Origin of the sequence: Mycobacterium sp. NPDC048908, assembly GCF_043197955.1 — a bacterium.
Lineage (GTDB): Bacteria > Actinomycetota > Actinomycetes > Mycobacteriales > Mycobacteriaceae > Mycobacterium.
Window position 1 is genome coordinate 420766 of sequence record NZ_JBICUE010000005.1, and the last position, 19578, is coordinate 440343.

At 66.0% G+C, this 19578-nt stretch carries 23 protein-coding genes; 10 read left to right on the plus strand and 13 right to left on the minus strand.

Features of this window, described 5'->3' with window-relative positions; translation table 11 throughout:
- Positions 1–26: 26 nt before the first annotated feature.
- The gene (locus ACGFK1_RS16880) at positions 27–887 is read left to right on the plus strand and encodes an LLM class F420-dependent oxidoreductase (protein WP_393431159.1); all 861 of its coding nucleotides are present in this window, start codon (positions 27–29) and stop codon (positions 885–887) included.
- A 35-nt stretch (positions 888–922) separates the two neighbouring features.
- Here ACGFK1_RS16880 and ACGFK1_RS16885 read toward each other — a convergent pair whose 3' ends face one another.
- Positions 923–2269, minus strand: coding sequence for a salicylate synthase (locus tag ACGFK1_RS16885; RefSeq protein WP_393431162.1), 1347 nt, complete (start codon positions 2267–2269; stop codon positions 923–925).
- 181 nt (positions 2270–2450) lie between these two features.
- On the opposite strand from ACGFK1_RS16885, the gene ACGFK1_RS16890 reads away from it, so the two are divergent.
- Complete coding sequence (locus tag ACGFK1_RS16890) at positions 2451–2645, plus strand: hypothetical protein (RefSeq protein WP_393431165.1); 195 nt, start codon at positions 2451–2453, stop codon at positions 2643–2645.
- Here the strand turns inward: ACGFK1_RS16890 and ACGFK1_RS16895 are convergent.
- The 5 genes from ACGFK1_RS16895 to ACGFK1_RS16915 form a co-directional block, all read right to left on the minus strand.
- A complete protein-coding gene (locus ACGFK1_RS16895) occupies positions 2629–3333 on the minus strand; it encodes an anti-sigma factor family protein (protein ID WP_393431168.1) in 705 nt (234 codons plus the stop codon). The two genes, ACGFK1_RS16890 and ACGFK1_RS16895, sit on opposite strands and share 17 nt — an antisense overlap.
- Entirely contained in the window at positions 3330–3845 is a 516-nt protein-coding gene (locus ACGFK1_RS16900) for a sigma-70 family RNA polymerase sigma factor (RefSeq protein ID WP_393431169.1), read from the minus strand. The genes ACGFK1_RS16895 and ACGFK1_RS16900 overlap by 4 nt, the downstream gene beginning before the upstream one ends.
- Positions 3846–3963: 118 nt before the next feature.
- Positions 3964–5136 (minus strand): radical SAM family heme chaperone HemW, encoded by a 1173-nt coding sequence (gene hemW / locus ACGFK1_RS16905; protein ID WP_393431172.1) that lies wholly within the window; start codon positions 5134–5136, stop codon positions 3964–3966.
- A gap of 111 nt (positions 5137–5247) precedes the next feature.
- Entirely contained in the window at positions 5248–6243 is a 996-nt protein-coding gene (locus ACGFK1_RS16910) for a transposase (protein ID WP_393431175.1), read from the minus strand.
- 5 nt (positions 6244–6248) lie between these two features.
- Complete coding sequence (locus ACGFK1_RS16915) at positions 6249–6506, minus strand: hypothetical protein (RefSeq protein WP_393431178.1); 258 nt, start codon at positions 6504–6506, stop codon at positions 6249–6251.
- A gap of 185 nt (positions 6507–6691) precedes the next feature.
- Between ACGFK1_RS16915 and ACGFK1_RS16920 the strand changes: the two genes are divergently transcribed.
- From ACGFK1_RS16920 to ACGFK1_RS16935, 4 genes are all read left to right on the plus strand, one after another.
- Positions 6692–6748, plus strand: coding sequence for an Ms4527A family Cys-rich leader peptide (locus ACGFK1_RS16920; protein WP_393431272.1), 57 nt, complete (start codon positions 6692–6694; stop codon positions 6746–6748).
- Positions 6749–6855: 107 nt separating this feature from the next.
- The gene (locus ACGFK1_RS16925; RefSeq protein WP_393431181.1) at positions 6856–8526 is read left to right on the plus strand and encodes a nitrite/sulfite reductase; all 1671 of its coding nucleotides are present in this window, start codon (positions 6856–6858) and stop codon (positions 8524–8526) included.
- 28 nt (positions 8527–8554) lie between these two features.
- Positions 8555–9289, plus strand: a complete 735-nt coding sequence (locus ACGFK1_RS16930; protein ID WP_393431184.1) for a phosphoadenylyl-sulfate reductase — start codon at positions 8555–8557, stop codon at positions 9287–9289.
- Positions 9268–9990 (plus strand): sirohydrochlorin chelatase, encoded by a 723-nt coding sequence (locus ACGFK1_RS16935; RefSeq protein WP_393431187.1) that lies wholly within the window; start codon positions 9268–9270, stop codon positions 9988–9990. The genes ACGFK1_RS16930 and ACGFK1_RS16935 overlap by 22 nt, the downstream gene beginning before the upstream one ends.
- Positions 9991–10006: 16 nt before the next feature.
- Here ACGFK1_RS16935 and ACGFK1_RS16940 read toward each other — a convergent pair whose 3' ends face one another.
- From ACGFK1_RS16940 to ACGFK1_RS16965, 6 genes are all read right to left on the minus strand, one after another.
- Positions 10007–11065: a sulfate/molybdate ABC transporter ATP-binding protein gene (locus tag ACGFK1_RS16940; RefSeq protein ID WP_393431189.1), complete on the minus strand. Its 1059-nt coding sequence runs from the start codon at positions 11063–11065 to the stop codon at positions 10007–10009.
- A gap of 21 nt (positions 11066–11086) precedes the next feature.
- Positions 11087–11881, minus strand: a complete 795-nt coding sequence (gene cysW, locus ACGFK1_RS16945; protein ID WP_393431275.1) for a sulfate ABC transporter permease subunit CysW — start codon at positions 11879–11881, stop codon at positions 11087–11089.
- A gap of 14 nt (positions 11882–11895) precedes the next feature.
- Positions 11896–12774: a sulfate ABC transporter permease subunit CysT gene (gene cysT, locus ACGFK1_RS16950; protein ID WP_393431192.1), complete on the minus strand. Its 879-nt coding sequence runs from the start codon at positions 12772–12774 to the stop codon at positions 11896–11898.
- Positions 12771–13799: a sulfate ABC transporter substrate-binding protein gene (locus tag ACGFK1_RS16955; protein WP_393431195.1), complete on the minus strand. Its 1029-nt coding sequence runs from the start codon at positions 13797–13799 to the stop codon at positions 12771–12773. Before ACGFK1_RS16955 ends, cysT begins: the two co-directional genes overlap by 4 nt.
- A 118-nt stretch (positions 13800–13917) precedes the next feature.
- The gene (locus ACGFK1_RS16960) at positions 13918–14010 is read right to left on the minus strand and encodes an Ms4533A family Cys-rich leader peptide (protein WP_393431198.1); all 93 of its coding nucleotides are present in this window, start codon (positions 14008–14010) and stop codon (positions 13918–13920) included.
- Between the two features lie 133 nt (positions 14011–14143).
- On the minus strand, positions 14144–14338 hold the full coding sequence (locus ACGFK1_RS16965; RefSeq protein WP_067812313.1) for a hypothetical protein: 195 nt from the start codon (positions 14336–14338) through the stop codon (positions 14144–14146).
- Positions 14339–14370: 32 nt separating this feature from the next.
- Here ACGFK1_RS16965 and ACGFK1_RS16970 point away from each other — a divergent pair, with 32 nt between their 5' ends.
- The 4 genes from ACGFK1_RS16970 (at position 14371) to ACGFK1_RS16985 (ending at position 18834) form a co-directional block, all read left to right on the plus strand.
- Positions 14371–15588: an FAD-dependent oxidoreductase gene (locus ACGFK1_RS16970; RefSeq protein ID WP_393431200.1), complete on the plus strand. Its 1218-nt coding sequence runs from the start codon at positions 14371–14373 to the stop codon at positions 15586–15588.
- Positions 15589–15656: 68 nt separating this feature from the next.
- Positions 15657–17696, plus strand: coding sequence for a glycoside hydrolase family 15 protein (locus ACGFK1_RS16975; protein ID WP_393431202.1), 2040 nt, complete (start codon positions 15657–15659; stop codon positions 17694–17696).
- A gap of 95 nt (positions 17697–17791) precedes the next feature.
- Positions 17792–18058: an ANTAR domain-containing protein gene (locus ACGFK1_RS16980; protein ID WP_393431204.1), complete on the plus strand. Its 267-nt coding sequence runs from the start codon at positions 17792–17794 to the stop codon at positions 18056–18058.
- 8 nt (positions 18059–18066) lie between these two features.
- Entirely contained in the window at positions 18067–18834 is a 768-nt protein-coding gene (locus ACGFK1_RS16985; protein WP_393431206.1) for a DUF1684 domain-containing protein, read from the plus strand.
- A 199-nt stretch (positions 18835–19033) separates the two neighbouring features.
- On the opposite strand, the gene ACGFK1_RS16990 is transcribed toward ACGFK1_RS16985, so the two are convergent.
- Positions 19034–19578 (minus strand): DUF222 domain-containing protein (locus ACGFK1_RS16990; protein WP_393431208.1); only part of this gene is annotated, 545 nt, incomplete at its 5' end.

Genomic DNA, 19578 nt, shown 5'->3' on the forward strand with positions numbered 1-19578 from the left:
TGTCGTCGTCTGGGAAGGATGTGTGCATGCAGCTGTCGGGTGTCGGGATTTGGAGTTCGCAGTTGGAATACGGCGACGCCGATCAGGTAGCCGACGCCGCCGCGGAGTTGGACGAACTCGGTTACACCGCTTTGTGGATTCCCGACGTCGGCGGTCCGGTTCTGCGTGCCGTCGAGCACCTGCTCGCAACGACCAAGCGGGCGGTCATCGCCACCGGCATCCTGAACCTCTGGATGCACGAGCCATCCGACGTCGCCGCGTGGTACGCCTCGGTGACCGAGTCGCACGGCGAGCGGCTTCTGCTCGGTATCGGGTGCAGTCATGCGCCGTTGATCGACTCCACCGAGGCCGGCCGTTACCGCAAGCCGTTGGCCGCAACGCGCGCCTTCCTCGACGCAATCGACGCCACCGAGACTCCGGTTGCGGTCGACAACCGCGTACTGGCCGCGCTCGGTCCGAAGATGCTGGAGCTGTCGGCAACACGCGCGCGCGGAGCGCATCCGTATCTCGTCACGCCCGACCACACCCGCGCCGCTCGCGAAGTGCTCGGCGATGGGCCACTGCTGCTGCCCGAGCAGACCGTGTTTTTGGCCGACAGTCGCGACGAGGCGAGAGCTGTCGGAACCGATTGGCTGCGTGCGTATCTCGCGCTGCCGAATTATGCAAACAACTTGCTGCGCTGCGGCTTCACCCACGACGACATCGATTCCGTCACCGACAGGCTGTTCGACGCGATCATCGCGTGGGGTGACGAACAGGCCATCGCGAGGCGGGTGGAGGAACACAAACAGGCCGGCGCGGACCACGTCTGCGTCCAGGCGCTCACCGCCGACCAGCGCGAGTTCCCACGTGAGCAGTGGCGAAGGTTGGCGCCCGCGCTGACCTGAGTCCCCGCGGGCGCCGGTGGCAACGCCGGCGCTGCTCAGCCCAAGCGTGGTACCAGGTGCGGCGCGAGCGTGGTCAGCTTCTCGCAGGTCTCCTCGAACTCGCGATCGGGTGTCGACGCCGCGATGATGCCCGCACCGGCGCGCAGCCACGTCTTGCCGTCCGACTCGTAAGCGGAGCGCAGTGCCAGCGCCGCGTCCATCCCGCCGTCGGCCGAAAACATCACCACTGCACCGGAATACAACCCACGCCGCCCTTCGTCGAGCCGCAGGATGGCGTCGACGCTCTCGGCCTTGGGAATACCCGATGCGGTCACCGCAGGGAACAGCGCCTCCAGCGCATCCATCCGGTCCTTCGACGGATGCAGCCGTGCCCCGACCGTTGATCCCAGATGCTGCACGCTCCCCCGCTCACGCACCGTCATGAAGTCTTTCACCATGGCGGTGCCGGGCTCGGCGACCTCGGCGATCTCCTGCAGCGAGCTACGCACCGAGATCGCGTGTTCGACAATCTCTTTGGAGTTCGATTCCAGGTCGTCACGCGCGGCCCTGTCCTTTTGGTCGCCGCGGCCGAAGGCGCGGGTGCCCGCCAACGGTTCCGTCACCACGACCCCGTCGTGGTGAACGGCGGCGACCAGTTCGGGGCTGTAGCCGAGCGCGCGGAGGCCGCCGAGCCGCAACAGGAAGGATCGCGCAGGCGTGTTGTGCCTTCGGCCCACCCGATAGCTCGACGGAAAGTCCAATACGAACGGCACGTCGACTCGCCGCGACAGGATCACCTTCTGATAGCGGCCACCGACGATCTCGTCGATCGCGGTGGCCACGCGTCCGCGGTATCCGCCCGCGTCGTTGCGCACGTCGATGGGACTCGCGTGCGGCGTGGTCGGGACTCCGTCGGCCAGCAGTCGCCGCAGCACGTCGATGTGGCGGTCCTCGCAATTGCGCACCACCACTTCAGATTTCGTCACGATGAGCTGCGCGCGCGGCGAGAAGATCCGCGCAAGCGGCGTGCCTGCGGGCAGGGCCGACTGCAGCCCGAATTTGTATGCGCCGAACTCGAATGCCACCCAGCCGAACACCCGCTCGGTCTCCAGCAGCAGACGATCGATCGCGTCGCCAAGCACTGCGCCAGGTGGTCCGGACCACGGCTGGCGCTGCACCACACCGTCGGTCACCACCCGCAGCTCGTTGTTGTCCAGTTCGACGAGCGCCCGTGCCCCGGTGGCCAGCATCCACGTCCCGTCGTGCTCGTAGACCAGGTAGTCCTCACCGGCCCGCTCGGGCAATGCACTGGCGAGTTCGGCCACCAGATCGGCGGGCGCGATGCCCGGCGGAACGTCGAACGACAGGTTGTCCGGGCTGGTCTCGACGCTCAGGTCAGTCACATCACCCTCCAACGGCATAGGTTAGGTTTGCCTACCCTAGTGCATGGCCGTCCCGATTTGGGCGCTCCCGCGTCTCGGCATTCCCGAAGTCAGGTAGTCCACTACGCGTGCTGGCCGATCACCGCCGCCGTTACCGTTCGATCAGGGCGGTCCGTTCTGCGTGATGGGGAGGAACCCGACGATGGTCAACGCATCTGCGATCCCGGCCGACGACGACACCATCGTCGAAATCGTCAAGGATGCGATCAACAGCGGCAGACGTGCGACGTTGTACCTGACCTCCGAACAGTCCATCGCCGTGCGGTCGTGGCTGCTGACGCCGGAGGCCGACTCGGTGGTCGAGCGGCTCCGGCGCCGGCCTACCGCAGCGTCGTGACCGCCAACGGCTCGTCGGTTCCCGTCACCCGAATGTCGACCGTCTTGATCTTCGAAGTCGGGATGCTCGTCGCGGCCGACAAGCCGGTCGCCTCATCGCCCGCGGGCTTCCATGAGCCCACTGACTGCTGGGCGCCGTCCTGGGTGGTCACGACGATGTCGTAGCTGCCGACATTGCGCGACCAATCCTTCGTGTACTGGCACGCCCAGTTCAGCTGGGTGCCCCACTTCTTCTCGGTGACGGCGAGTTCGGCGGTGAGCCCACCGCGCGGCGTCGGTTGCATCGCCTGCATCGCAACTGTCTGGGTCGGCGCGGAGTCCGGAAACACCGTCGCGCCCACGATCCCGCCTGCGATCAGCAACGCGGCCGCCGAGGCGACCGCCGCCGTCAGCCAGGTCCGCCGCTGCCGCCGCTGCCGCTTGGCGGCGGCATCCGCGAGCGAGGCGATGTTGTCGGAACGCTGCTCCGCGGGCGGTGCACCGGCCAGGTCGGTCAGCGCGACCGCTTCGTCGCGGCTGAGCGCGTTGAGAATGCCAGGCATGCCTGCGAATTCGGTCAGTTCAGCAGCCCGCGCCGGGTTGGCGGCGAGATAGCTCTCGTACGTTCGTCGGTCCTCGAGGCTCAGCGCGCCCAGCACGTAGGCGGCGTCCCATTCGGCAAGGTCGTCGTCGGGTGCGAAGTTGCTCACCGCACAACCCCCCTTTCCTGCAACGCGATTCGCAGTGAACGAAGCGCGTAATGAAGCCGGGACTTGACCGTTCCCTCCGGAATACCCTCGTGCTGCGCAATATCTGCCACCGTCTGGCCGAGATAGTAGGCGCGCACGATCGCGCTGCGATGCTCCGGCGACAACGACAGCAGCGCGTCGGACAGGATCCACTTGTCGAACGCCGGGCCGATCGCGTCGGGCGACGGTTGTTCCGGCAGGAATTCACTCTGTAGTTCGCGGGTGTAGCGCGCGCTGCGCCGGTCGTCGATGACCAGATTGCGGGCCACGGTGTACAACCATTTTCGGACGTTCTCGGGCGGCTGCTGGAGCACCTCCGGCTTGCGCCAAAGCCGCAGCAGCGACTCCTGCACCACGTCCTCCGCGAACGGCATGTCACCTCTTGTCAGTCGCAGCACGTAGCGCAGCAGCGGTGGGCCGTGCTCGTCGTGCACGGCCCGCAGCAGCGCCGCCTGCTCGGAATCCTCAGTCATGCTTCATGCCCCGCGCATCCCTTGCTCTCGGTCGGCCTTTCGTTGAGCACAACGATCCAACGCGGGGGAATCGTTCAAACCAATTTTCGCGGGATTTCCCGGTTCGTCGTCGAGGTAGCTAGGCAAGCAGGGTGCGCACCACGGCGTCGGCGAGCAACCGGCCGTGGTCGGTGAGAACCAATCGATCGCGTCGCAATTCGACCAGTCCGTCGGCCACCACCGTATCGGCGCGCGCGCGTTCGTCGTCGTCCAACACCGCCATCGGCAGCCCGTCGCGCAGCCGCAGCCGCAGCATCACGTCCTCGACATGCCTGGTGCCTGCATCGAGCTGCTCGAAGTCGGCCACCGGCAGCTGGCCGTCGGCCAGAGAGTCCGCATATGTATTGGGGTGCTTGACATTCCACCATCGGACGGCGTCGACGTATCCGTGCGCGCCGGGACCCGCGCCCCACCATTCGCCGCCGTTCCAATAGCCGATGTTGTGCCTGCACTCCCCGCCGGGTCTGCTCCAGTTGGACACCTCGTACCAGTGCAGGCCCGCCGCCGACAGCCGCGCGTCGAGCAGTTCGTAGCGCTGCGCCAGCACGTCGTTGTCGGGCGCAGCGATCTCCCCGCGACGCACCCGGCGCGCGAGCGCGGTACCGTCCTCGACCACCAACGCGTAGCCGGACACGTGGTCAACGCCCGCATCGATCGCCGCATCGACGGAGCGGCGCAGATCGTCGTCGGACTCCCCCGGTGTGCCATATATGAGGTCGAGGTTGACGTGGTCGAAGCCGGCGGCCCGCGCTTCGCGTGCCGCGTCGAGGGCACGTCCCGGCGAGTGCACCCGGTCGAGGACCTTCAGCACGTGCGGGGCGACCGACTGCATGCCCAGCGACAGCCGGGTGAACCCCGCCGTCCGCAGCTGGTCGAAGAACCGCGGTGAGGTGGATTCGGGATTCGCCTCCGTCGTCACCTCCGCAGCAGGAGCCACCGTGAAGTGCGCGCGGATCGCATCCAGCACGGCGGACAGCCCGTCGCCGCCGAGCATCGAGGGCGTCCCGCCGCCGACGAACACCGTCTCGACTCGTTGGCTGCCCAGTCGCGAGGCGGCGAGGCCCAGCTCGATGCGGAGGGCTTCGAGCCATCCCTCCGGGTTGGCACCGCCCAGCTCAGTGGGGGTATACGTGTTGAAGTCGCAATAGCCGCACCGCGTCGCGCAGAACGGTACATGGATGTAGATGCCGAACGGCCGACCCGGCGTAGCGGCCACTCGCGGCAGCTGTTCGGGGGCGGTTCGGACGGCCATTTGGCCAGTCTCCCAGAGGACCTCGCACCGAGTCGTGTGCAAGCTCACGTTCGCCAGGACTTGGGCGGACTTTTACTCACCGTGAGCGCAAAATTCCCCCGGCGGTCGTTGTCAAGCTGCTTGGAGTCGTTGGGGTTGGGGTTGGGTGGGTAGGTTGATCCCGACGATGGGGCTGGGGGCTTTGGTGGTGGGTCGTTTGCGGAACCGTTCGGGGTGGCTGTTGTAGTAGGCCTGTTGGGCTTGGTCACGTTGCTGCCATCGCTGCCTCCAGCCCCCGTCATGGACCTCGGCGGGGGTGAACAGCGCGATACCGCTGTGTCGGTGGTGCTGGTTGTACCAGGACACATACGAGGCCACCCAGGCTCGGGCGGCGTTGATATCGGCGAAGGTGCGCGGATAGTTTGGCCGGTATTTCATTGTGCGGAACTCAGATTCAGAAAAAGGATTGTCATTACTGACACGGGGCCGGTTGTGCGTCTGGGCGACGTCGAGATCGGCCAGGAGGTCTTTAAGAACCGTGGAACGCATCGCCGGCCCGGAGTCGGCGTGAACGACCGCAGGCAGTCCATGGTTAGCGAACGCGGTCTCAAACATCTCCACGGCCAGGTCGTCGCACTCGCGCTCCTCGACACGCCAGCCAACGATCATGCGCGAGTAGATGTCGATGATCGAGTACGCCTTAAACGCCACACCCCGCCACGGGCTACGCAAGTCGGTGATATCCCAGCTCCAAATCTGGCCGGGCCCAGTAGCTTTGCATACCGGCGCCTGTCGCGGTGTCTTGATCGACGAGCGAGTCGGGCTGAGCGGGCGGGCGCTTTGATCGGCGATCGTTGCCGCGATGCGCCACCAGGAACGCCGTGAGGCCAGCATCACGCCCTCATCCCAGGAGGCGGCGAACGAATAATCCACCGAGGTGCCCGCCTGCCAGCCGGCGATGATCTTGCCCGTGATCACCGCACGATCAGCTGCACCGATGCGTGCGGGGTAAGCCCGATCCTTCTGTGGCACCGGGTCAGCGACCCCAAGGCGCGGCTTGCAGCGATAATGCCACGTCGAACGGGACAAACCGATCATCGCCAACGCCTGACGTTTCGAGCCGATCACCGCAGTCAGCTCGGTGACGAGTCCGTTTTCGGTGTCGATGAACTGCTGGGATCGCTGGTCGTCGGGGCTGCGTCGGGCTCGTGCTCGCGCATCGCATGCAAGAGCCCGATAGCTTTTCCCAACGCCTCGTTGGCTTTCTCCAGGCCTTCGTTGCTCTGTTCAAGCTCGTCTACCCGCGCCCGCAGCCGAGCCAGTTCGGCCTGTGCCTGCTCAGCAGCCCGCGACGCGGCCAACGCGGTGCGATTTTCCGGGGGAACCGTCACACCACTACCATCGCGCGCAATCAGCCCCCGGTCCAGATCACCGTCAAACACCGCCGCCTGCCACCGCCTCAACCGGTGATAGGTCACACCCCGACCCGCAAGCCACGGTTAGGGCATATGTCGGTGTCCGTGGCAGAATTGGGCGCGTGACCGCCGCTCGCAGCTTTCCCCAGCGCGTATCGCTGGTGGCGCGGCGGCATGTCGACTTCAAGCGCGTTTGTACCTGTTGTTGTCTGCCTTGATGCCGTAGACCCGTCCACCTGTATTTCAGCTGGCTGCCGGATCTGCGCCACCGGACAGCCACCGGTGATTGACGCGCGGTCCGGCTCCACGAAGGAGCCACACACCTATGACAACGGCCAAGCCCCTCAAGCGCCCCCGTGGCGAGGGCCAATGGAAGCTCGGCTACCGCGAGCCGCTCAACGCCAACGAACAGTTCAAGAAGGATGACGACGCGCTGAACGTGCGCGACCGCATCATCGACGTCTACTCCAAGCAGGGTTTCGACAGCATCGATAAGCAGGACCTGCGCGGCCGGATGCGCTGGATGGGCCTGTACACCCAGCGCGAGCAAGGCTACGACGGCACCTGGACCGGCGACGAGAACGCCGATCTGCTGGAAGCCAAGTACTTCATGATGCGGGTGCGCTGTGACGGCGGCGCACTGTCGGCGGCCGCGCTGCGGACCATCGGCGAGATCTCCACCGAGTTCGCCCGCGACACCGCGGACATCAGCGACCGCGAGAACGTGCAGTACCACTGGATCCGGATCGAGGACGTCCCGCAGATCTGGGAGCGGCTGGCCGCGGTCGGCCTGCAGACCACCGAGGCGTGCGGGGACTGCCCTCGTGTCGTGCTGGGCGGGCCGTTGTCCGGCGAGTCGCTGGACGAGGTGCTCGACCCGTCGTGGGCGGTCGATGAGATCGTCCGCCGATACATCGGCAATCCCTCGTTCTCGAACCTGCCGCGCAAGTACAAGACCGCCATCTCCGGATTGCAGGATGTGGCGCACGAGGTCAACGACATCGCGTTCATCGGCGTCAACCATCCCGAGCACGGCCCGGGCCTGGATATCTGGGTCGGCGGCGGGCTGTCGACCAACCCGATGCTGGCGCAGCGCCTCGGCGCGTGGGTTCCGCTGGACGAGGTGCCTGACGTCTGGGAGGCGGTCACCTCGGTGTTCCGCGACTACGGCTACCGCCGCCTGCGGTCGAAGGCGCGGCTGAAGTTCCTGATCAAGGACTGGGGCATTGAAAAATTCCGCCAGGTCGTCGAGGACGAGTACCTGGGCCGCAAGCTGATCGACGGGCCCGCGCCCGAGCCGGTCAAACACCCGATCGACCACGTCGGTGTGCAGAAGCTGAAGAACGGCAAGAACGCCGTCGGCGTCGCGCCGATCGCGGGCCGGGTGTCGGGCACGATCCTGCAGAAGGTCGCCGACCTCGTCGACGCGGCGGGCTCCGACCGGGTGCGGCTGACGCCGTACCAGAAACTGGTCATCCTCGATGTGCCTGACGACAAACTCGACGCGCTGGTGGCCGGCCTTGACGCGCTGGGCCTGCCGTCGCAGCCGTCGGGCTGGCGCAAGAACCTGATGGCCTGCACCGGCATCGAGTACTGCAAGTTGTCGTTCGCCGAGACCCGCGGGCGTGCGCAAGTGCTGGTGCCGGAGTTGGAGAAGCGCCTCGAGGACATCAACGCCCAACTCGACGTGCCGATCACTGTCAACATCAACGGCTGCCCGAACTCGTGCGCCCGCATCCAGGTCGCCGACATCGGGTTCAAGGGCCAGATGGTCGACGACGGCGACGGCAATTCCGTCGAGGGGTTCCAGGTGCACCTGGGCGGCAGCCTGGGACTGGACAGCGGATTCGGCCGCAAGCTGCGTCAGCACAAGGTGTTGTCCAGCGAGCTGGGCGACTACATCGACAGGGTCGTTCGCAATTTCGTGAAACAACGCGAGCAGGGCGAGCGTTTCGCTACGTGGGCTGTACGAGCAGACGAGGCGGATTTGCGATGAGCACTTGCGCGAAGAGCGGAGGACACAGATGACCGACCTCATGAATCAGACTGATCTGCAGGCACTGGCCGAGCGTGGCGCAGCGGAGTTGGACGGCGCCAACGCGCTGGACCTGTTGCGTTGGACCGACGAGAACTTCGGCGTCGTCGCCGGAGCCGGGGATTCGGCGACAAAAGGGTACGTGGTGGCGTCCAACATGCAGGACGCGGTGCTGGTCGACCTGGCCGCCAAGGTGCGCCCCGGGGTCGACGTGCTGTTCCTGGACACCGGTTATCACTTCGTCGAGACGGTCGGCACGCGGGACGCCGTCGAGGCGGTCTACGACATCAACATCGTCAACGTCACGCCGGAGAACAGCGTCGAGAAGCAGGACGAACTGTTCGGCAAGGACCTGTTCGCCCGCGAGCCCAATGAATGCTGCCGGATGCGCAAGGTAGAGCCGCTTTCCAAGGCCCTGCGCGGGTACTCCGCGTGGGTGACCGGCATCCGACGTGTCGAGGCACCGACGCGCGCCAACGCACCGTTGATCAGCTGGGACAAGGCTTTTGGGTTGGTGAAGATCAATCCGATCGCGGCGTGGACCGACGAGGAGATGCAGGCCTACATCGACACCAACGATGTGCTGGTCAATCCGCTTGTGTTCGAGGGCTATCCGTCGATCGGTTGCGCTCCGTGCACGGCCAAGCCGGTCGAGGGAGCCGATCCGCGTAGCGGCCGGTGGGCCGGTACGTCGAAGACGGAATGCGGTCTGCACGCGTCGTGAACACTCTAGTCCTCACCGCGCACGGCTCCGCTGATCCCCGATCAGCGGAGTCGGCGCACGAGGTGGCAGCCACCATCTGCAGGATGCGACGCGATGTCGACGTGCGAGTAGCGTTCTGCGAGCAGACTTTTCCCAATCTGCGGGATGTGTTGGCAGGGACCGGACGCAACACGGCGGTCGTGCCATTGCTGCTGGCCGATGCGTATCACGCGCGTGTCGACATTCCGGCGCTCATCGCGGAGTCAGGCACGGACGCCATACAGGCCGGCGTGCTCGGGGAGGATGACCGCCTGGTGGCAGTGCTCCGGCAGCGACTGACCCACGCCGGGGTGTCTCAACTCGACTCGGGCGTCGGCGTCCTTGTCACCGCGGTGGGTTCATCACGGCCGCAAGCCAATGCGCGCACCGCACTGGTCGCGGACTACCTGGCGCAGCACACTCGGTGGACCACGACGACGGCGTTCGCGACGGGCCCACAACCAACGCTCGCGCAAGCCGCCGACGTGCTGCGTGAACGCGGCGCGACTCGCCTGGTCATCGCGCCATGGTTCCTAGCGCACGGCCGCATCACCGATCGGGTCGCAGAATTCGCACTGGCGCAAGGGATTTCGATGTCGGCTCCGCTCGGCCCGCACCGACTGGTGGCCGACACCGTGCTGGACCGGTTCGACCAGGCGCTCGAGAGGCGGGCCGCTGCTTGATATCGGATGCGCGAGGCTAGGCTTTCGTCAGCGCCTCGTCCTCGTCGGCGTGGTCCGACCGCGGAATCTCGGTGCCGCCCGGCAGCGGAGGAATTCGGGTTGCACGTACGTACACCGTGTCGCCTTCCTTGAGCCCGAGCGCCTCGGCATCGCCGCGGGTGATCTGCGCCGTGAACGGCGTGTGGTCGGCGGCGCTGGTCAACTCGACGCGAACTTCGAAGCCCAGCATGACAATTCGGTCGATGGTCGCGCGTAGTACACCGGTGGCCTGAACGGAATCGTCGGAGGTCGCGATCGCCATCTCGGGGTTGCGGCCGACGCGGATGTCGTGCGGGCGGACCAGCGATCCGTTCAGCGACGACACCGCACCGAGAAACGACATCACGAACGCATTGGCAGGCGCGTCGTACACCTCTGTCGGCGAACCAACCTGCTCGATGCGGCCCTTGTTGAGCACCGCGATCCGGTCGGCGACATCGAGCGCCTCCGACTGGTCGTGCGTGACCAACACCGTGGTGACGTGCACTTCGTCATGCAGTCGCCGAAGCCACGCACGCAGATCCTCGCGCACCTTCGCGTCCAGCGCGCCGAACGGCTCGTCCAGTAGCAGCACTTCGGGATCGACGGCGAGCGCGCGCGCCAACGCCATCCGCTGTCGCTGCCCGCCCGAGAGCTGATTGGGATAGCGGGTCTGAAAACCGGCCAGGCCCACCACGTCAAGCAGGTTGTCGACCTTCTCCTTGATTTCGGCCTTCGGCCGCTTGCGGATCTTCAAGCCGAATGCCACGTTGTCGCGCACGGTCAAGTGCTTGAACGCCGCGTAGTGCTGGAAGACGAAGCCGATACCGCGCCGTTGCGGCGGGATATGCGTCACGTCGCGGCCGTTGATGGTGACCGTGCCGGTGTCGGGCAGGTCAAGGCCGGCGATCGCGCGCAACAGCGTCGACTTGCCCGAGCCGCTCGGTCCCAGCAGCGCGGTCAACGAGCCCGACGGCACCTCGAAGTCGACGTTGTCCAACGCCGCGAAATCGCCGTAGTGCTTGTTGGCACCTCGCACGGTGATCGCATTCGTCACGGCTATCCGTCTCCTCGTCGGTTAATTATTCGTCTTTGCGCGGCGCGCGTCGAGAATGACCTGGACCACCAGAACGATCACCGCGACGCCCATCAGCAGCGTCGACACCGCATAGGCGCCGTACTCGGCGCCGCGGTTGTACCGATCCGACACCAGCAGCGTCAGCGTCTGAGATGTGCCGGGCAGGTTCGACGAGACCATGATCACCGCGCCGTACTCCCCGAGCGTGCGGGCGATCGTCAGCACGATGCCGTACATCAAGCCCCAGCGGACCGACGGCAATGTGACCCGCCAGAACGTCTGCCACCAATTCGAGCCGAGCGTCGCCGCGGCCTCTTCCTGATCGGTGCCCAACTCGTGCAGCACCGGTTCGACCTCACGGATCACGAACGGCACCGTGACGAAGATGCTGGCAAGCACAATGCCGGGAAAGCCGAAGATGATCTTGAAGCCGAGGTCGTTCTCCACGAAGCCGAACAAGCCGGCCGAGCCCCACAACAGGATCAACGCCACGCCCACCACCACCGGCGACACCGCGAAGGGAAGATCGATCACGGCCTGCAACAAGCTCTTGCCTCGAAACTTGTTGCGCGCGAGCACAAGAGCGGTGGGCACTCCGAAAAGTACGTTGAGTGGCACCACGATCGCGACGACGATCAGCGACAGCTGCAATGCCGAGATGGCGGCCGGCGTGGTGATGTTGCTGATGAAGGCACCCACGCCCGGCGAGAACGTGCGCCACAGGATCAAGCCCACCGGGACGATCAACAGTAGAAGCAGATACCCGAGCGCGAGGTAACGCATCAGGTAGCGCATGGGCGTTGAGAGCGTCACTCCGCGAGCTCCTCACGCTTGGCGGCCCTGGCTCCGATGCTCCGCAGGACGAACAGCACGACGAAGGAAATGACCAGCAGGACAATGGAAATCGCCGCAGCACCGCTGGGGTCGTCGTTCTCGATCAGCGTCCGGATCCACTGCGACGACACTTCGGTCTCGCCAGGCACCGCGCCACCGATCAACACCACCGACCCGTATTCGCCGATCGCCCTCGAGAAGGCCAGCCCCGCGCCGGACAGCAGAGACGGCAACAGCGCGGGAAGGATCACGAGGGTGAAAATGGTCCGGTTGTTCGCGCCCAACGATGCCGCGGCCTCTTCAACCTCGCGGTCGAGTTCCAGCAGCACGGGTTGCACCGAGCGCACCACGAACGGCAACGTCACGAACAGCAGCGCGATACCCACGCCCCATTTGGTGTGCTGCAGATGGAGGCCGACGGGGCTGCCCGGCCCGTACAGCGCGAGCATGACCAGGCTGGCGACGATCGTCGGTAGTGCGAACGGCAGGTCGATGATCGCGTCGACCAGCCTCTTGCCGATGAACTCGTCGCGGGTGAGCACCCAGGCCACCAGCAGGCCGAAGAACAGATTGATCACCGCGACGGAGAACGAGATGGTCAGCGTCACCCGCAGCGACGCCAGGGCCGCATTCGACGTGACCGCGGACCAGAACGCGTCCCAACCGCCGCCCGCCGACTGCCACACGATGGCGGCGAGCGGCAGCAGGACGATCACCGACAGCCACGTCGTCGCGACACCCACCCGCAACGAGGTGGTGCCGTAGCGGCTCTTGAAGAATCCCCGAGGCGGGCCCGCGCCACCGTCCTCGGTGACCTGGGGCCGGGCCGTCTCGGGGTTGAGCGCAGCTGTCATCCAGTCGCCTGCTTGTAGATCTTCGTGATGCTGCCGTTGTCCTTGTCGAACAACGCGGGATCAACCGCGCTCCATCCTCCCAGGTCGTCGATGGTCCACAACTTCTGCGGCGTGGGGAAGTCGGTGGCGAAGTCCGCGGCGACCGACGGATCGACCGGGCGGAAACCAGCCTGCGCCCAGATCTTCTGCCCTTCCTTGGTGAACAGGTAGTTCTTGAGCGCGGTGGCCTTGTCCAGGTGCGTGCTGGAGGTCACCACGGCGACCGGGTTCTCGATCTTGAACGTCTGCGGGGGGTTGAGGTGTTCGACCGGCTTACCCTGCCGCTCGGTGTTGATCGCCTCGTTCTCGTAGCTGATCAGCACGTCGCCGGTGCCCTGCAGGAACACGTCGGTGGCCTCCCTGCCGGAACCGGGCCGGGTCTTGACGTGTTCGGTGACCAGCTTGTTGACGAAGTCGAGACCGGCCTGCGGGTTCTTGCCGCCGTCGCTCTTGGCGGCGTAGGGCGCCAGCAGGTTCCACTTCGCGGATCCGGAGCTCAATGGGCTGGGCGTGACCACCTCGAGCCCGGGTTGCAGCAGATCGTCCCAGTCTTTGATGTTCTTCGGGTTGCCCTTGCGTACCACCAGCGAAACGACAGATCCGAACGGGATGCCCTTCGTGGCGTCGGCGTTCCAGTCCTTGCCCACCTTGTCGGCCTTGACCAGGCGTGTGACGTCGGGCTCGACCGAGAAGTTCACGATGTCGGCGGGCTTGCCGTCGACCACCGACCGCGACTGGTCGCCCGACGCGCCGTAGGAGGTGGTGACCGCTACGCCCTTGCCTTCGGGCGTGGCCGCGAACGCGGGGATGATCTTGCTCCAGCCGGGCTCGGGCACCGCGTACGCGACCAGCGTCAGTGTGGTCTGTGCGGGCGCCGTCGGGCTGCCTCCCGCCACATCGCTGGATCCGCCGCCACAGCCCGCCAGCAGCGTTGCGATGGTGGCGAAGGCAGCACCGTAGCGCCAGGATTTGCCGATGTTGACCATTGATGACCTTTCCTTACCGGGGACGAATGGGGGGTTCCGTCACGACGGCGAGGCGGAGAATCAGTACCTGGGCATCCAGACAGCCGCTACCGACACCAAACCGCGGACGGATATGGAGTCAGCGACAACAACAAACGTCTGCGACAGCAGTGAAACCCACGGCAATGAGGGCCAGGATGTGGCCACTCTTGTTGCCGGTCGCTGTGCGCATGGCGCGAAGAATAACAGAGTCTGGCAGCGCGCTCAGGCTCGGCTTAGCCCGGTTAACGAGTTAGCAGCCACGTTGCGATCACCAGGACCACGAGAATGATCAGCACCAAGGTGACCCGGGATCGCGGCATTTCTCACTCCTCGTCCTCGTCTTGATGGCGGACCCGCCGCATGAGCCGGATCCCGTTGCCAAGCGCACCGTCGAGCAGGATGGCGATCCCGTATGCGAGCGCCAGGACAACAGGCATCACCACGGCGGTCTGCGCGACGAACGGCAGCCCGGACAACCACAACTCGACGCCGTCCCACCAGTTCAGGAAGCCGCCCACCTGGCCAGCGTATGCGATGCGAAAATGCTCCAATGCCTGCCGACAAGACCACCTGCGTGATCGCCGGCGGTGGTCCAGCCGGAATCATGCTCGGACTGCTGCTGGCACGCGGCGGCGTCGACGTCACCGTGATGGAGAAGCACGCCGACTTCTTGCGCGACTTCCGCGGCGACACCGTCCACGCCAGCACCCTTCGCCTGCTCGACGAACTGGGCCTCGGCGACGAGTTCGCCCGGATGCCGCACCGTGTCATCGAGACACTGAACATGAAAATCCAGGGCACCGAGGTGGGCGTCGACCTGACGCGAATTCCCGGCCCGCACAAGCACATTGCACTGGTGCCGCAGTGGGACTTCCTCGAACTGCTTGCCGCTGCCGCGGAAAAGGAGCCGACGTTCACGCTTCTGCGCAGCACCGAGGTGCTCGGCCCGATTCGAGATGGCGGCAGAGTAATCGGGGTCCGCTACCGCGACAGCCAAGGCGATGACCGCGACCTGCACGCCGATTTGACGGTGGCCTGTGATGGCCGCTCGTCGACGCTGCGCACGGCAATGGGGTTGACGCCCAAGAGTTTCGGTGCCCCGATGGACGTATGGTGGTTCCGTCTACCGCGCAACCCCGACGACCCACACGGCCTGGCCGGAGTGCTCGGCGCGGGGCACGCACTGGTTGTGATCGACCGCGGTGACTACTTCCAATGTGCCTACGTCATCCCCAAGGGCCGAGACGCGCAATTGCGTGCGCAGGGCATCGAGACGCTGCACCGCGCCGTGGTGGCCCTGGTGCCGTGGCTGTCAGACCACATCACGTCGCTGACGTCGTTCGACGACGTGAAACTGCTCGACGTCCAACTCAACCGGTTGCACCGCTGGTACTGCGACGGCCTGCTGCTGATCGGGGACGCGGCGCACGCCATGTCGCCGGTCGGTGGAGTCGGGATCAACCTGGCCGTCGCCGATGCGGTGGCCACCGCCACCGCACTGGCCGGCCCGCTGCGGCGTGGCACGGTTAACAACAGGCACTTGGCTCGAATCCAGGTGCGGCGGTGGCTGCCAGCGGCGCTGATTCAGTCGGCACAGCGAGCCATCCACGCCCGTGTCATCGCTGTCGCCGTTGCTCCAGGTCAGACCGCTGAGCCACCGTTGCTGGCGCGAATCGCCGCCCGCGTGCCTGGGCTGCGCGCCGCGGCCGGATACGCGATCGCGATCGGCCCGCTGCCAGAACACGTGCCGGAGTTTGCCCGCCGCTGAACCCGTCGGGCGCGGACACGCCCCTCACCGAGTAGACGACGAGGCGCCCGGCAGTCGATGATGTCGGAATGACGCTGCAACACACCGAGCCTGCCGACGGCGCGCCGGACGCTGAGGCCAACGGGTCGAAGCCCCTCCAGGGCGGCCAGGCCGAAGCCCCGTTCACCGTGACGGCGCCGGTGCCGTATAGCAGCATCGGGTCGCTTCGGAACCCGTTCCCACCGATCGCCGACTACGCGTTCCTTTCCGACTGCGAGAACACCTGCCTGATCTCGTCGGCAGGCTCGGTGGAGTGGCTGTGTGTGCCGCGACCGGACTCCCCCAGCGTGTTCGGTGCCATCCTCGACCGCGGTGCAGGCCATTTCCGGCTGAGCCCGTACGGCGTCTCGGTGCCCGCGGCCCGTCGTTACCTGCCGGGCAGCCTGATCCTGGAGACCACCTGGCAGACCCACACCGGCTGGATGATCGTGCGGGACACACTGGTGATGGGGCCGTGGCACGACATCGAGACGCGGTCGCGCACGCACCGCCGCACACCGATGGACTGGGACGCCGAGCACATTCTGTTGCGTACGGTGCGCTGTGTCAGCGGCACCGTCGAGTTGGTGATGAGCTGTGAGCCGTCGTTCGACTATCACCGGATCAACGCCACCTGGGAGTACTCGGCCCAGGCCTACGGCGAGGCGATCGCGCGGGCCAGTCGTGACGCCGACGCGCATCCGACGCTGCGGTTGACCACCAACCTCCGGATCGGCCTCGAGGGCCGCGAGGCACGGGCCCGCACCCGAATGAAGGAGGGCGACAACATCTTCGTCGCCCTGAGCTGGTCCAAACACCCGGTGCCCCAGACTTATGACGAGGCCACCGACCGGATGTGGCAGACCAGCGAGTGCTGGCGACAGTGGATCAACGTCGGCGACTTCCCCGATCACCCGTGGCGGTCGTATCTTCAGCGCAGCGCGCTGACGCTGAAGGGCCTGACCTACTCGCCGACCGGCGCGCTGCTGGCGGCGCCGACCACGTCGCTGCCGGAAACCCCTCAGGGCGAACGAAATTGGGATTACCGCTACGCGTGGGTGCGCGATTCGACCTTCGCGTTGTGGGGCCTGTACACGTTGGGTCTCGACCGCGAGGCCGACGACTTCTTCGCATTCATCGCCGACGTGTCGGGTGCCAACAACGGCGAACGCCACCCACTTCAGGTGATGTACGCCGTCGGCGGTGAGCGGACCCTGGTCGAGGAAGAGCTGCATCATCTGTCCGGGTACGACAACGCCCGACCGGTGCGGGTCGGCAACGGCGCCTACAACCAGATGCAGCACGACATCTGGGGCACCTGCCTGGATTCGGTGTACCTGCATGCCAAATCGCGCGAACAGATCTCGGACAGCCTGTGGCCGGTGCTCAAGCAACAGGTCGAGGAGGCGATCAAGCACTGGCGTGAACCGGATCGAGGCATCTGGGAGGTGCGCGGTGAGCCGCAGCACTTCACCTCGAGCAAGATCATGTGCTGGGTCGCGCTGGACCGCGGATCAAAACTGGCCGAACTGGAGGGCGAGAAGTCCTACGCGCAGCAATGGCGTGCGATCGCCGAGGAGATCAAGGCTGACATACTCGCCAACGGCGTGGACTCGCGTGGCGTGCTGACGCAGCGCTACGGCGACGACGCGCTGGACGCCTCGCTGCTGCTGGCCGTGTTGACCCGGTTCCTGCCCGCCGACGACCCTCGGGTGCGGGCGACGGTGTTGGCGATCGCCGACGAGTTGACCGAGGACGGCCTGGTGCTGCGCTACCGCGTCGAGGAGACCGACGACGGCTTGGCAGGCGAGGAAGGCACGTTCACGATCTGCTCGTTCTGGCTGGTGTCGGCGCTTGTCGAGATCGGCGAGATCCATCGGGCCAAGCACCTGTGCGAGCGACTGCTGTCGTTCGCCAGCCCGCTTCATCTCTACGCAGAAGAGATCGAGCCGCGCACCGGACGGCACCTCGGCAACTTCCCTCAGGCGTTCACCCACCTGGCGTTGATCAACGCCGTGGTGCACGTCATCCGTGCCGAGGAAGAGGCCGACAGCTCCGGAGTGTTCCAGCCCGCCAACGCGCCGATGTAGCGGCGGTAGCGAGCCGATGACGGGTCGGTAGCGCTTCAGGATCATCGTGGGTCGATGCCTTGCCGACTCCGGCATGGTCGCGCACGATGGCAGCCATGAGCATGTATCGCGCTGGTGACGACACTTCGCGTCGAATCATCGACGTGGCAACGGGAATCCTCGTCGGGTTGCGCGGTTGTTCGGATCACGAAGCTTTCGACGAACTGGTGCGCGTGGTCCACGAAACCGGCGTCGGGATCGGCCGGTTGGCCTCGGGCCTGGTAGCACTCGCCAGCGGCACGGCGACCGCCGAGCACGCCGAGGCGTTCGCGGTGTGGGGTGAGTTGGTGCGGCGTGGCCGGCTTGCGCCTTCGACCGTCTAGGTCGAGACGTGACCACCGCTCCTGAAGTTCCAGCCCCGACGTTCGAGGCCGCCTGGAATGCGTGGCACAGCGAGCGTGAACGTTATTACGGGGACCCGCTGGGCTGGCTGAGCCTGACCGGATTGTATTGGCTCACCGACGAGTTCGAGATGGTCAGCGACCTTCCCGGACGATGGCGCGCCGATTCCGATGCGGTGTATGTCGAGGGCATCGAGGGCACGGAACGGCTCGAACCGGTCGAGGGCGCGCCAGGGTTGCTAGTCGACGACGGCGCCCGCCGCATCGAGGTCATCCGGCGAACCGGGTCGGTCGCTATGCGGGTACACGATCCCGAGTCTCCCCATCTGAAGGACTACCGAGGCATACCCGCCTATCCGCCGAGTCAGCGCTGGCACGTCACCGGCACCTTCGCTGCTTATGAGCACCCGCAGACGGTCACGACGGGTGCGGTAATAGAAGGGCTCGAGCACCACCACAACGCTGTTGGCATCATCGACTTCGAATTGGCCGGTGCTGCTGCGCAGTTGGTCGCGTTCGGCCGTCCGGACGGTGTATTGCACGTGCTGTTCACGGATGCCACCAGCGGCGTCACCACCTACCCGGCGTGCCGATCACTGTCGATCGAGGGACCAGACGCCGGGGGGACGGTCACGTTGGACTTCAACCGGGCCTCGAACCTACCGTGCGCGTTCACCGAATTCGCGACGTGCCCGGTGGCGCCGGCCGAGAACAAGTTGACCATCGCCATCGAGGCCGGCGAAAAGAATCCGCGATGACGGCAGAGTCGCTTTAGGCGACGCATTTCGATCCTGCTGATACCAACCGGTGCCCCGAGGTTGCAGTAGGCATCATTTCACGATGGCCCGTGATCCGCTTCAACACATTTCAGTGTGCCGGGAGTCCAACTGTCTGAACTACAGCCTCTCGGGTGCGCGGCCGCCCCGGCACGGCCAGATCTAAGTCGGCATCGCCTCGTCAGGCGGCGTTGGGTTCCGGACCGCCGGGCTCGCGATCGTCGTGAGTTGGGTTGTCGGGTGGGCGCAGTAGTCGTTCGGGGTGGTGGTAGGTGTTGACCCGGGCTTGGCCGGTGTCGAGGTGTGGCGGTGGGATCCATTCGACTTCGTGACGGTCGTTCATGCGGGTGACCCAGCCATCGGGGCCGACCATGCGGTTGTCGGGCCCACAGGCCAACCCGAGCTCATCGACGTTGGTGCGACCGTTATCGGCCCAATCGCGGGCGGCGTGGTGGACCTGGCTGCCGTAGGCGGGCACCGGGCAGCCCGGCTTGGTGCAGCCACCGTCGCGGGCGATGAGCATGATCCGCTGCGCCGCCGACGCCACCCGGCGGGCCCGGAACAAGTCCAACGCCGATCCGCTGGCCCCATCGAAGACCGCCAGGTAGTGGTTGGCGCGCGCGGCCAGCCTGATCAGGGTGCTGATCGGCACCACGGTGCCCCCACCGCTGACCCCGACACCGGCGCGGCTTTCCAGGTCCTGCAGCGTGGTACGGATGATGATCG